8 protein-coding genes are annotated in these 12,925 nt (G+C 59.3%); 2 read left to right on the top strand and 6 right to left on the bottom strand.

Features of this window, described 5'->3' with window-relative positions:
- The first annotated feature begins 30 nt into the window (after window positions 1-30).
- Window positions 31-1,341, top strand: coding sequence for an IS21 family transposase (gene istA / locus AAE027_RS18990; RefSeq protein ID WP_370987141.1), 1,311 nt, complete (start codon window positions 31-33; stop codon window positions 1,339-1,341).
- Window positions 1,341-2,129, top strand: a complete 789-nt coding sequence (gene istB / locus AAE027_RS18985) for an IS21-like element helper ATPase IstB (RefSeq protein WP_370987142.1) — start codon at window positions 1,341-1,343, stop codon at window positions 2,127-2,129. Before istA ends, istB begins: the two co-directional genes overlap by 1 nt.
- Before the next feature lie 2,763 nt (window positions 2,130-4,892).
- Here istB and AAE027_RS18980 read toward each other — a convergent pair.
- From AAE027_RS18980 to AAE027_RS18955, 6 genes are all read right to left on the bottom strand, one after another.
- A complete protein-coding gene (locus AAE027_RS18980; RefSeq protein WP_370987143.1) occupies window positions 4,893-5,180 on the bottom strand; it encodes a DUF3892 domain-containing protein in 288 nt (95 codons plus the stop codon).
- 2,486 nt (window positions 5,181-7,666) lie between these two features.
- Complete coding sequence (nolL, locus tag AAE027_RS18975) at window positions 7,667-8,791, bottom strand: nodulation factor fucose acetyltransferase NolL (RefSeq protein ID WP_370987144.1); 1,125 nt, start codon at window positions 8,789-8,791, stop codon at window positions 7,667-7,669.
- Between the two features lie 702 nt (window positions 8,792-9,493).
- Window positions 9,494-11,764 (bottom strand): hypothetical protein, encoded by a 2,271-nt coding sequence (locus AAE027_RS18970; RefSeq protein ID WP_370987145.1) that lies wholly within the window; start codon window positions 11,762-11,764, stop codon window positions 9,494-9,496.
- A gap of 74 nt (window positions 11,765-11,838) precedes the next feature.
- On the bottom strand, window positions 11,839-12,189 hold the full coding sequence (locus tag AAE027_RS18965; protein WP_370987146.1) for a hypothetical protein: 351 nt from the start codon (window positions 12,187-12,189) through the stop codon (window positions 11,839-11,841).
- Window positions 12,173-12,442: a nucleotidyl transferase AbiEii/AbiGii toxin family protein gene (locus AAE027_RS18960; protein WP_370987191.1), complete on the bottom strand. Its 270-nt coding sequence runs from the start codon at window positions 12,440-12,442 to the stop codon at window positions 12,173-12,175. Before AAE027_RS18960 ends, AAE027_RS18965 begins: the two co-directional genes overlap by 17 nt.
- Window positions 12,443-12,690: 248 nt before the next feature.
- Entirely contained in the window at window positions 12,691-12,882 is a 192-nt protein-coding gene (locus AAE027_RS18955) for a DUF6088 family protein (RefSeq protein WP_479714235.1), read from the bottom strand.
- Window positions 12,883-12,925 lie beyond the last annotated feature (43 nt).

Genomic DNA, 12,925 nt, shown 5'->3' with positions numbered 1-12,925 from the left:
CCCCTCCTTGGATAGCCGAGGAGAGAGCGAATGAACGAGGAACGAATCACGGAAGGCTCGTCGTGGATTGATCCATGGGGGCAGGTGATGAAGACGCCGGATGACGTGGCGGAGATGTTGCGCCTGAGGGCGTGCGGGTGGGGTCTGAAGCGGATTGCGCGGCAGCTGGGCTGCAGCCATCACACGGTGAAGGACTACGTGGCGGCGGGCGGGGTGAAGCCGTTCAAGTCGCCTGAGCGGGCGAAGCGGCTCGATGGCCTTGAAGGTTGGCTGCGCGAGAGGTTCATTCGGCATCGCGGCAATGCGGATGTGGTGCGCCAGGACCTGTTGGCCGAGCAAGGCATGGCAGTCAGCCGGCGGACGCTGCAACGCGCCGTGCAGCCCTATCGCCAGGCGCTGAAGGCGGAGGCGCTGGCGACGACGCGGTTCGAGACGCCGCCCGGCCGACAGCTGCAGATCGACTTCGGGGAGCGTCTGGTCGAGATCGGCGGGGTGAAGATCAAAGCATTCGTGTTCGTGGCGACGCTTGGGCATTCGCGGCGGCTGCATGTGCGGGCGTTCCGGGCCGAGAAGCAAGAGCACTGGTTTGCCGGGCTCGAGAGCGCATTTACGACCTTCGGCGGCGTGCCGGAGGAAGTGCTGATGGACAATCCACGCGCGCTCGTGGTGCGCCACGACGCGGTGAGCCGGTCGGTTCAGTTTAACGACAAGCTCATCGCGTTCGCGAAGCATTGGGGCTTCCGTCCTCGCGCCTGCGCACCGTATCGGGCGCGCACGAAGGGCAAGACGGAGAATGGCGTCGGCTACGTGAAGAAGAACGCGATCGCGGGGCATTGCTTCGCGAGTTGGGAGGCATTCGAGGCTCATCTCGCCGGGTGGGAGCGTGAGGTAGCGAACGTGCGTATCCACGGCACGACCGGCGAGGCACCAATCGTCCGCTTCGCGCGTGACGAGACACACCGGTTGAAGCCGCTCGGCGGGCAGCTGTCGTTCGGATCGTTGCGCGAACTGACCCGCGTCGTCGGCAACGATTGCGCCGTCGAGATCGACACGAACAGCTACTCGGTGCCATGGCGGCTGATCGGCGAGCGCGTGGCGGTGACGGTCGCAGCTGGCGAGGTGCGCATCCGCCATGGCATGCGCGAAGTTGCGGTCCACAAGCAATCGGAGGGTCGCCGGCTGCGGATCGTCGATTCCGCCCACCTCGACGGGGTTGCCGGTCGCAATGGCGCGGTCTGCCGATCGGCAATCGCGACACCGACAGTGCCGGCGCCTTCTCCACTGCCCTCGTTGTTGCGTCCTCTTGCCGAATACGAAGCAGCGATCGGAGGGAGCTTCTGATGGCGCGCACAAAGAAGGCTACCGAAGCACCGACCGATCCGCTCGATGCCATGCTGGCGCGATTGCAGCTCTCCGGTATCCGCGACCAGCTCGACAACCTGCTCGACGAGGCGGCGCGTGCGAACCTGTCGGCGCGTGAGACGCTGATCCTGCTGTGCGAGCGCGAGATCGCGCGCAAGGATCATCGCCGCATCGAGATGGCGCTGAAACTCGCACACTTCCCGGCCGTGAAGGAGCTTGCGGGCTTCGACTTCGAGGCGCAGCCGTCGATCGATCCGAAGCAGATCCGCGACTTGGCCGCGTCACGTTGGATCGCCAACGGCGAGAACGTGCTGCTGCTCGGCCCGCCGGGCGTCGGTAAGACGCACTTGTCGATCGCGCTCGGGCGAGAGGCGATCCTGGCCGGTTACACGGTGCAGTTCACCACGGCGACGACGCTGGTCGCTGGCCTCGCCAAGGCGCATGGCGAGCGGCGCCTGGACGAGAAACTGCTCGCGCTGGCGAAGCCAAAGCTGCTGATCGTCGACGAACTCGGCTACCTGCCGCTGGAGCCCGACGCGGCGCATCTGTTCTTCCAGCTGGTCAGCCGCCGCTACGAAACCGGCGCCATGCTGATCACGTCGAACCGCAGCGTTGCCGAATGGGGCACCGTGTTCGCCGATCCGGTGGTCGCCACTGCGATCCTCGACCGGCTCTTGCACCACAGCCACGTGCTGACCATCCGCGGCGACAGCTACCGGCTCCGCGCCAAGCGAAAGAGCGGCCTCATCAAGCCGCTCCGCCGCTGACGGCCCTCCGGTCGACTCCGCCTCCCTCCGTCCCGTCAGCGGCGGAGCCAACCTTCAACCGACATCATGAACCCGAGGATGGGGGCAGTTCTTCATGACGCAAAGGGGGCAGTTCCGGATGGCGTTTGACAACCGGAGCGACCCAGCGATCGAAAGGGAGTTATGAACTCCGTCTGCCCGGGATCAGCCCAGAGAAGTCGGGCCGTCGAATTTGATCTCGACCGCCTATCATCTGAGACGATGCCCCTGCGATTTGGCCGAGACGATTTCGGCCGGCGCGCCGCGTGAGTGGTGCGTCCGGCGGCCCTGGTGCGTCCGCAGCCAGCCCCGCGACGCCCGGGGTCGTTCCTCGCAAAATGCCATCGGATCCACATTTGATGGGGCGGGAACACCCGCCGCAAAATCAGTCTCTTGAATTTAAATTTGAATCCGACGCAAAAGAAACGCTCCAGCCCGCCGGGGACGAGCTGGAGCTAAGTCTTAGCAACAGGTCTTGCGAAAGGATGGGCACGCAAGACCGACAGTCGAACCGAGTGCGGACACGATCGTTCCTAAGGGCCGCCTGCGCGTTGCAAGCTATGGCGACGGCCGCTAGCGCTTCCTGCCGGTGGGCTCGGCCCGGCGGGGCATCCTCTTCTGCTTGAATCTTGGTTTTTCGTTCTGCTCAGCGGCGAGAACCCGTGCCCGGATTTCCTCTAATTCAACGAGTGCAGAAACGATGCTCTGTAGACGTTCGCGAATAGCAGCAGCAGGAATGACCGCTCGACCGCGGGTACTCATTGGACGCCCCCAGGTTCTTCTTTTTGAGCCCTTCGGTGGACCCGCTCAAAATGTTGCCTTTTTGGGCAGGGTAGTCGTTAACACATTTAAATGACGGCTCCCTTGCGACCGTCAGCAGGAATTGTTCCCCGAGGGAACGGTCGCAATTCTCGCCCAACGCGTATCTTCCGCATATGCGTCTTACGAGCTCTACTTCGCGATTCCCGGCAAGCAGGTCCGCGACGGGCCGGACTGGTTTCACGAAGCAAAGCACGATGGCTATCAGTGCTTGTGATCCGGGAGGACAAGCGTGTGCGCCTGCTCTCGCGAAATGGCACCAACTGGACCAGGCGTTACCGGAAGGCCTCTTCCTCGGATTTCGGCGTTTTGCGGAGAAGGCTTCACCAACCCTGCGCCACGCGCAATCAAGAGGCGCGGTCGTCGTCGTTGCGGGCTCTGTCGGCCTCCTTCCGGGCCTCGGCCGCTTGGCGTCGGTACTCATCTTCCTTGCAGATCTGGTGATCATAAACCGAATTAGGACCCCTCCCGATCAAAAGCCTGCCAGCGCTAACCGACGGGCACACACACCTGTGGCATGGTCGTTGCACTGTCGAAGCGAACTGGGATTTCAGTGCTCAGTTTGAGAAGGAAACGCCGCCGGGACATGAATTTCGAGCCCGGCAGCGTCTTGATTTAGGACGAGTGGGACAACCAGCCGCCCGCGTGAAGCGGCGAGCCGTCCGAAGTTCTCCCGTTCGTCCTGCTTAGATTTGCTTTCCGCGCATGCAATTGATCACAAACTCTCGCTTTGCGCGACCTTGCCTTTTCATAATTCCACCTGCACTCGAAAAACCACGTTCGGCAGCAAGCGGCTTGCATTTTTCCTTTGGGGGGAGCCTCCGCGCGGCGTGCTCTGCTGGGCCTATCTATTGCGGTGGTCATAGCCAGAGTGACGGAAGCAATTGAAATCAGCCTAATCATTAAAGGACTCCCTCCTCTCACCCGTTTTTCAGTGCTCGGTCAATGAGTATCCGGACGCGTCGGACGGCGAGGAGTCCGACCTCGTTTGGACCGTACCGGACTTTACTTTATCGTCGAACGAGAATGAGTAATTCCAGCGGTCGATGCTCTCGCGTTCGATGGTGTAAAAGACGCCGCGATGAAAACCGCTATGGCTGGTTGATAAACTTGCGTCAGGCATGCGCGGAGCTGAAAATGCAATCGAGCGGACACCGCCTCAGAATAGTCAGTAACGTGCTCACACCGAGCTCGCATCACCACGGGCCGTAGCCCCGGTTTGTCTGCATCAGGGCCGGAGATGCTCGGGGTCTTTTTACGCGGCTGAGGTGAGCGCCCGTAGTTGTCCAAGCTTGCGAGCTGCGGCCTCCAGAGGCGGGCCTCATCCTGATGTGCTTATGCCCCTCTTGTGCGGCCAAACCTCACCTTATCGTGCGCCTTCACGAAGTGAAGGCTAGCCATCAATTCTGGTAGGCGCCCTACGAGCGCTCTTGGCGCTATATTCCGGAGCCCGTGAGCTTGACGACACTCCCGGGAAGGCGAGGTGGTAGCTTTGTTAGGCAAGGCAGGCCACCGAAGTTAGCGGCGCGTGGCAGGGACAGCGCTTTTCAGGGCCGACAAAGCGCCGAGTCACGTTGCCGCTAACTTCCACTTTGGTCCGAGTGGACGGTGACCATACACGGCACAAGCGTTCGCCCGCCGAGCTGAGGCGCTCGGAGCGGATATTGCGCGCTGACCAGATCGCCTTTCGGGGCCTCACGAAGGCCGACGCAACCGCCTATTGCGGTTGCTCCGAGGGCGCCTTCGACACATGGGTCAAGAAGGACGCGGTGCCAGGCCGCGATACCCGGCACTCAGAGCGTGGATCGCAATACGATTGACCGGTATCTGGACCGGGCGTCTAGTCTACTTACCGGGGAGACCGCGTCGAACGACCCTGACACAGCGCTGGCAGAGTGGCGGGCTCAACGTGCGGGCCGGTGATCATCAGGGACACTCGACGAGGAGCGAGAGAACATTGTCGGGTTGAATGTCGTCTGCCGTCGTCTTGATGTACTTGTGCCCGTTGTGCGTGGCCCACACCACATCAACCCTGCGGCCGTTTTCTTCGACATAAAACTCCCATTCGTCGCTCTCGATATCTTTGATAGCCTGATCGATGGATCGCTTCCACGGCGTTCCGTCGGGGTTTAGTCCGCCGACATGTGTGATTCTTTCGTGAGGGTTCGTTCTGCCCGTCTTGTTGGTGCAACGAATGCGTGCCCGTTTGGCCATCGAGTCTCTCCTAGATCTGCAGGCAGCTTAGACGAAGGTAGTTGATCAGGGCGGCCACCAATCCTGGTAGGCGCCCCGGAGCCCTTCTCCGCGATAGAACGTGGCGGCACTCTGAGGATTACGCATCACTCCAAGGCCGGGGCGAGATTTTCAGCTTTGCTAAATCCAAGGGCGAAGGCTGGCCACCCAAGCGGCTTGTCGGTAAGGACAGCGCTTTCATGGTTTACACGCGAGCGCCGAGTCTCGCCGCTAACTTCCAATTTCGTCTCGGCGACCGAAACCAGGGAGCACAACATCAAAATTTCGGTTGGCAAGCTCCGACATCGACGCCGTCAGGCATCGCATCGGCTTCGTATTCGCAAGTGGCTCGCTCCCAGCGAGGTAATGACGCCGGCAATTTCCAGGGTCGCATTCATGCACAAGACTTCGAGCTGCGAGATTGGTCGGCGATCTGGCGTCGAAAGTACCGGATCGGAGCTTAGGATCTACTGTTTCGATAGGGGCCGCCAGCAGCAAGAGATGATGGAAAAGGATGCTTAGTTCTCCAGGGAGGACCGGGCGGATTGTTGAGGAGAGGCTGGTCCGGAGCGCCGTCATTTCCGAGGTTGGCCAGCGCGAATAATTCCCCGTTCGAATCCATGGTCAGGTCAGGTTCTCGAAAGCTTGCCTGACTACGGAGACCTGTTCAGGTGATCCCGAGGGTGAGGTGAGGGTGGACCCGCAAGATTTTGACCAATTTAATGTACCAGCTTGGTCGCAGGTGCAGCACACCGTCTCGGAAGAGCCGCAGACGAGCCAGGCCGGGCAAGATGGCTTTGAGCAGCACTGGCCGAGGCAAGGCATGCCGCTCCCGTCGGCGGTGGAGGCCCTATCCCCATCTATCTAAAGACCGTGATCTTATCGACAGAGCGATTGCTCAGTATGCGGCTCAGAAAAGCCCACAACCGAACACGGCCGCGGCGCCTTTCAACTTCGACGGGGATACTGCGATGTTATTGCCCTGCCCGAGTCCATCATTGAGGCCAACCGTCTGGTGGCGCCCAACTTCTTGGCGAGGGCCGATCCGCCCCACATGGTTCCGGGGTTGGTTGTTTGTACCGAGTAGACGCGAGTTCTCTCATTGGCAGGCTCTTCTACATTGGTTGATCTAGCAGAGGTTGTGGTGGGAGATAGCCGTGGACGAAACTAGCCTTCGTGACTTTGACGAACCGATGTCGCCTCAGACTTGGCGATCATGGAAAGCCTGGACCGACCAAGACCCAGAACCGCAACCCGAAAAGGATCCCTCTTCGTTGTGGCCGCTTGCTCTTGTGATTTGGTTTCTGTTGGGATTCGTGGGTTTGGCGAGCTGGGTCCGGACTTAGCGCCTAAAATGATCCGGATCAGCCTGTTCGCAACGATAGTTGGCGGACTTCTGGAAACAGGCGTGCTCGTGCCTCCCTGTGCGGTAGCAGCGAACGTGCTGGTACCAGTTGACGTGAGTGCCTTGCTGTTCAAGTGCGGGTACTCGAATGAACCGCCCTAAGTTCGCGGAATTCGAGCCGGCACTATTGACCTTTCACTGCTGCCGCTCGAAGTCACCGTTACGGCTACAGAACCGGCAGTGGTGGTAGGGCGGCAAATTTGCGGCAATCAGCCCTGTTGACTGGGTATGCGTATTGCCGCATGTAGCGATGTTCCCGATAGACCTATTGTTGCCCACGATCGACCAGATCGTGCACGCCAGCTCGACTTCGACCGGCGCAAGGAAATCGTCAGCGAGATGACGCTCGCTACCCTGGAAGGCGAACTAGGCCTCGCAAAGGCTAAAGAAGTCGCCTATTCGTCCATGACCACCAGGCCGCAATCATCACCTTGTTCGGGTAGTGAATCGGTCCGTCGGCAATCGGCCGGCCGGGTGCAGTTGAGATCGATGAGATCGCGCGCTCAGTTGGAATAGCGGGCCGTCAGGTCGCGCGAGATGTTCAAGCCTTCCTTGATGTAGCGGCGGATCCCCGCCCTCGCTCCTGTACTTCAGGATGTCATCGGCCAGTGATTCGGCTTCTGAAGCGGTTTGAAACCGAGAAGCGATTGACGGCCTGTTGTTTGCCTAGAGCTATCGGCGAGCGTCCTGAGTATCCCTACCTTGTTGTCGATGGTACCCTGGGGAACAACCTCGCCAGGGGTACGAAGACCTCATGGCGTGCTTGCGATGGAGGCCCGTGATGATGGTGATCCAGAATCCGCACATTATCCGCGTCTGACGATCTGTAACGCTCGCCAACAGCTCTTATCAGTATCTCGCGCGTCGTCTTGCAAAGCCGCCTCATCGCTGTCCCTACTCCGTCACTTTCGGGGGAAGCAAATTACGTCGGGCGACGAAGCGATGTTCGGGAACATTTTTCGGCGAGGCACCCAGATGGGGTCGCGATGATTGGACAGCAGGTTCACGAGTCACGCAATCTACGATGGTTTGCGAGAGCCTCCTGATCAGATTTCGGTTACAGCTATTTATCGGCAGGGCTGGCTCGACAAACGAAGGAGCGGGGTGGCACTCCGAGCATGAGCTGGGACAGATAAGGAATGTCGCGCACGGTCCAGCGAAGGGCTAGCGCGACGGCAACAATCGTTGTCCCGAGAAATGCAGCCGCGGCCGACCTCATTATGGGGTCCCACAATTCTCCATACTGTATCAAATCCATGAGACGGAATACCGTACCCTGGATCAAGTACAGCACCAGCGTGCTCGGTCCCAGTTTCACGGCGATAAAGCGGACCACCCGATTTGAGCGACCAATATTCCAGGATCGAAGCAGGACCTCAATCATCACCGCTGAGGCAGCTGCGGAGCCAAGAAACATCAGAAGCACATTTTTTGCCGACTGCAAATCCTGGACCAAAGCGAGATTGTTGTAGACATAAGTGTCCTTGCGCCAGACCAGAAAGCACATCATAGCCACGATTGAGACAGACATAATCAAGAACGGCCTGTGAGAGCGCATTATGCTCGTCCACCGTTCTCTCGACTGCGCAAATGAGAATCCCAGGCAGAAAAACGGGTACGTATACTTTATGAGAGGGAATATGGAAAAGGTCAGAGGTGCAAGGACGACCAGAATGACCGATACGAACAAGGCCCATGGCGACGAATGATTGAAGATCGAAATAGTTTTAGCGAGCAGAAAACAAATGAACGCGGCCCAGACGAACCAGTATGTGCCGGCGAAATCATTCAGGAACTGCAAGTCGTTGTCTGGTGCGCCCGCCGGTCGGGGAAACACGGTCAACTTGGGAAACACGGTCAACTTTAATGTCTCCAGGAGAGAGAACCAAAATAGCATAGGCACCAGGAGCTGCATCGCACGATCGCCGATGGCTTGCGTGAAGGACTTTTCCAGCAGCGCTCGGGAGGAAAGATAACCGCTTATCCCCATAAAGAGGGGCATGTGGAACATGTAGATCCATTTGAAACTTCCCGAAGCCCAAAACCCTTCATTTCGGTAGAGGATATATTGGATCAGGTGACCGACGATCACTAAAATAATGAGCGCTCCTTTGGTGAAATCCAAAGCGAGATCGCGATCGTGCGCTGTCTCACGCATAATCTTTCCTGTTACATGATGCATCAACATCTCGGCACACTTTTCGAATGAGCCGAATCCATAGCTCGCGACAAATCGACCTGTCCGATGACGGCGGAGACAATCGCCACTGAGAGTCTACGCTCCAATAGCTGACTGTGCGATAAAGACCGAAGGGAAAGGGGAAACGAGCTATACGATGGTTTATCGATTTCTTTCCCACCAATCTGGCTTCGATCGCTTCCCAGATCCAGCGGGCACTTGCACCCTGCACCGAGCGGAAGAGGTGTTTGCAACGCATCGCGAGGAGACTTTCATAGCGCAATAACTGAACTGCGCATGAAAGCTTTAAGCGTATGCAGGTTGCGCCGAGGAATTTGGCCCGCCATCAGGAAAAGCCTTCGTCAGCAAACCTTCATCTGGTAGCCATGTTCTTGGTGCTTGGTCCATCGACTGCACTCCGCGCTGTGCTCCGTCGATTACGAATGCGCTCGATCTGCAGGGCTAGCTGAGCGAAGGTTTCCAAGACAAGAATTGGCGAATTTTTGTAAAAGGATCAGGGATGCAGAAAGCAGGTTTTGGGCATGCACCAAATTCGTAGAATCCATTGAGCCTGCCAGGTTCTACAATGAGGAGGCCGGACGGTTCAGGCCGTGCCCCAGCAACCGATCATCGCCTACCAAAAGCCGCGCCGTAGAACGCCTCACGCGAGCTGCCCCGCCGAAAGACCGAGATTGCAGCCCTGCTGCCTCTTCAGCCACGTTCAGGATAAATGCGTACGCGCTGGCGGCCCTCGCTTTCCACCAACTCGCCCCTGTAAGGCACTCCGCGGATCTCGAAGTAGGTCGGGCGCCCAGCTTCGGGCATGATGCGCTGGCCTTCCAAGACGCGGACGAGGTAAGGCGGAAGGAATCGCTCTCGGTGCTCCCATCCCCCGTGGATCAGATACCCAAGATCAACTGGCCCCTCGCCGGATTGCGCGGCTGGCACGATCGGCCTGGGACGATAGAGCGACTGAGACGGGCCAGGCTCATCCGGCTGGCTCACGCGGGGATGATGTATCAAGCGGACATCGCTGCGACCTGCTGGTCCAAACGTGGCCGAGTAGCGTTCACCGTTGATCATGAACTGACTTGGCCCGAACTGGTTTGGCAGCAGATTGATATTGCCCAATACGTCGATCAACACGTCTGAAGCCGCCTGGGAGCCGTGGCGCCAGTGGGCGCCAACGATCGCTCCGATATCCCGCAGCTCCGGAGCCGCCCCTGGCGGTCCCGCGAACGACGACACTGCAGCAAATTCGGCTGCTGGCGCAGAGCGCGCATCGTCGCGCAAGTCGTGGGGTGTGGGTGGATCCAGATCAACGAAGGAACCGAGACCGCCGTAGATGTTTGACGACCGCGACCTCACGGACGATGGCGATGCCGGTTCTTGCATCTGTTGCTCAAACCAATCCCAAGCTCCCTGGCTCGGTGTGGCTGGAGTCGCAGCAAGCTCGAGCGGCAGATCAGGCTGTGGGGCCCAGTGCGGCGCCGGCACAGGTGAGGCGGGTCCGTGGATCTGCTCGCCAAGCCAATTCCATGCTCCCGCGCTTGGCGTCGCCGGAGTTGCGGGAAGCTGCGGCGACGAACCGATCTGCGGACCAAGGTGCGGCGCTGGTATCGATGAAGTGGGCCCGTGAATCTGCTCGCCGAGCCAATCCCACGCTCCGGCGCTCGGCGTGGCAGGCGTTGCGGGAAGCTCGTGCGCCCGCCCAGCGCCTTGCTCAGCAGGCTGGACTGCATTTTCAGGAGGATGCAATCCGAGCGCCCTGTTGGCCTCCAGGATTTGCTGGTAGCGCCCAAGCCTAAGTAGATCTGCGTCGATTTTGCTGTCCCCGGTTTCGCGCTTGTATTCTTGGACATCCTGAGCGAGCTCAGGGAGCCGGCCACTCATTGGTTGCTTATGGTTCGATTGCAGCCAGTCACTCAGCCTCGAAAGGCGGCGAGCCTGTCTATCAACCGTCTCCGGCTCAACCTTGCCTATCGCCTTTTCCGCCGCCGCCCACATACCGATGAGGGTTGCGTCCTCAGAATGAGGGACCAGCCGGCGGACATCGGCTGCCAAGGTGTTCCCGGCACCGACTTCACGAAGCTTCTTCAGGGCCGCCTTGATGCGGCTGCCGCGGTCATTTGCGTAGCGGTCCACATCCTCATCGAGCTCAGCTTCCAGCTGATGGTTTTCCACATCAGGATTATCCAATTGCGCGTTCTCCAACTCGCGCTGAATTCGATCGGCAATCGATGGCCTGCCATTGGCGCTCAGGCGAGCGCTCAAATGGCGCAGATCGGCTGCCGCGTTTTTGATGGTGCCGTCGCGGAGATTACCTTTGATGGTGCCGTCGCGGAGATTGCCCGCCGCTTTCTTTCTGAAATCCGTTATGAGCGCCTCGTCCGCTGCAGGGACAGGGCCTCCGCGCGTCCGACCGGGCTGCCTGGCGTAATCCACTCGAAATGTCGTTGAAAATTCATCAGGCTGCCTCGCCTCGCGCGAGGACTTTTCGCTGCTGCCTCCACCAAAGGCTTTGCCGATCCCCGACGTGATGCGCGACCACAATCCGCGGCTCTTGCCGCTCTTGGCCAAAACCGCAGGCTCTGCGTCCGGAAAGCTGTACCGCGCGCTGCTGAACAGATCATCTCGCAAACTGGACTGCGGCACTTGCGCCGAAGCTGTAGGCTGAAAGCTGGGAATGTCTACGCTCCGGCGCGTGCTCCCTAGCGCACTCTCCCTAAAAGCGGAGTGTGGCGGCACCCGCATCGAACCGCCGAAATCGTCCCGCCGGACCGCTCGACCACCTCCTGCGGGAGCCCGATCAGGCGAAGTTGACTTCCTTTCATCAGACGGATCGAGATTCAAATCCTGCAGCCGCCCTTCAAAGTCACCCTGCTCGCTTGGGCTGCCCGCTCGCTGTCCAGTCCGCCCCTGCAGGGCGGCGTACTCCCGCATCCAGGCTCCTGAATCGAAGAATGGGTCAACCGGATCCATCCTGCTCTCCTCATGGTTTGTATAGACCCTGCAGCAATCTGTACGGCCCGGATTACGGCCAGGTAGCAGCACGTTCAGCAAGGATCAGATTCTCGATTGTTGTAGCCGCAACCTTTCGAGAAGCTGACGAGATCAGGATATTGCTGCGCGCGAGACCGGCCTCGCATCGGCACCCGCTTGACGACAGGACGGGGTCGCTCTAATTTTGCCGCGCCTCTTCGCCGGCCGCCTATTTGAGCCGACGAAATTCGTCGACGATATAACAATGGATCGCCTGTCGATCGTGCGCCGAATTCAAGCATCACGGCGGGGCTCACATAGCCGCTACCAGTCTCCAATGAATCATACGTGACGAGCATGTCGCCCTTGGCATCAACCTTGGCGCTGAGCTTGTCATCTTGCAAGCGCTCAGTGATGACAGACAACGCTTTTTCCTTGCCGCAGACCGGGAGGCGTTCTCGTGTCTTGGAGTTCCACTTTTTGCTTTGACTGCGGTTCTGACGGACCGAATTGTCCTCGCTTGTGTTTCGTCAGGTCCGGAGCTATCGCTCGAATGCCGTATGTGAGGCCCGCGTCTTCCGGGAAACGGCGAACTGCGCCACAAGCCTTCGAAAGGGACGTTCCGCCCTTGAAGACGAGATGCTCGCAGAGTGGCGAGGAAAAAGCGCGTCGAGGCATCAAACGACCCAAGCATTCTTTTCGAGAAGATGTGCAGGCCGTCCTGAGTTCGCAGCAGTAATGCCGAGCGCCTCTCGGCGCTCGGGATCGGATAGGTTTAAAGTTTATCCAGCGCGCAGTTCGCTTACGGGCCTGACAAGCCAAGCCGGCAATGAAGATCCGGCAGACTTCAATTCGCTCACCTCAACGGGCTCAGTCTTTGACTGAGGGACCGCAAGGCTTGTCGTGCAGTCTCGGGACCGACCCGATCAACCGCGCACGACCTCACCTGCACGACGGTTTGCCATCGTAAGCTGCGCACGCGGTGCATGCTTGAACCCCACAACTTGCTTGCCAAGATGAAGCTCGCGGGAAGGACCCGAAGTCAAATAGACCTGTCGAACAGGTAGCTGCGTCGCCAAACCGAGCTGGTTGGCTGCAGCAGCGGCTCCGGAAGCGATGATTTCACCTCAACAACTTTTCGACCGACTCTCGTCGCGAAGC

This window comes from Bradyrhizobium sp. DN3 (assembly GCF_041357655.1).
Taxonomy (GTDB): Bacteria; Pseudomonadota; Alphaproteobacteria; order Rhizobiales; family Xanthobacteraceae; genus Bradyrhizobium.
The sequence above is the reverse complement of the archived record's forward strand: the minus strand, read 5'-3'. Positions and strand labels throughout refer to the sequence as shown.